Source organism: Chryseobacterium sp. SIMBA_028, from assembly GCF_046535285.1.
GTDB lineage: Bacteria > Bacteroidota > Bacteroidia > Flavobacteriales > Weeksellaceae > Chryseobacterium.
The window spans coordinates 1-238 of the sequence record NZ_JAWRWZ010000803.1 but is presented as its reverse complement, the minus strand read 5'-3'; the positions used below and the strand labels follow the sequence as shown (position 1 = coordinate 238).

At 36.1% G+C, this 238-nt stretch carries 1 protein-coding gene; it reads left to right on the top strand.

From position 1 onward, the window contains the following. The coding region (locus SCA31_RS25445) for a fibronectin type III domain-containing protein (protein WP_410699705.1) at positions 1-238 on the top strand (238 nt) is incomplete at both ends.

Sequence of the window (238 nt, the reverse complement as noted above, 5' to 3'; positions counted from 1 at the left end):
CTACGTATATTGTACGTTATAAGAAAACTACTGATACTACTTGGACGCAAGTTGCTACATCAGGATCTGCAATTAATGTTACTGGTTTGACAGCTGGAACGTATGAAGCACAGGTAGCTGCAGTATGTTCTGGTACTACAGGTACGTATTCTGTATCTGTAAACTTTACAGTAACTACTTTTTCTACAGTTACCTATTGTGATTCTTCTACAGTATATACTACATACGAATATATCTC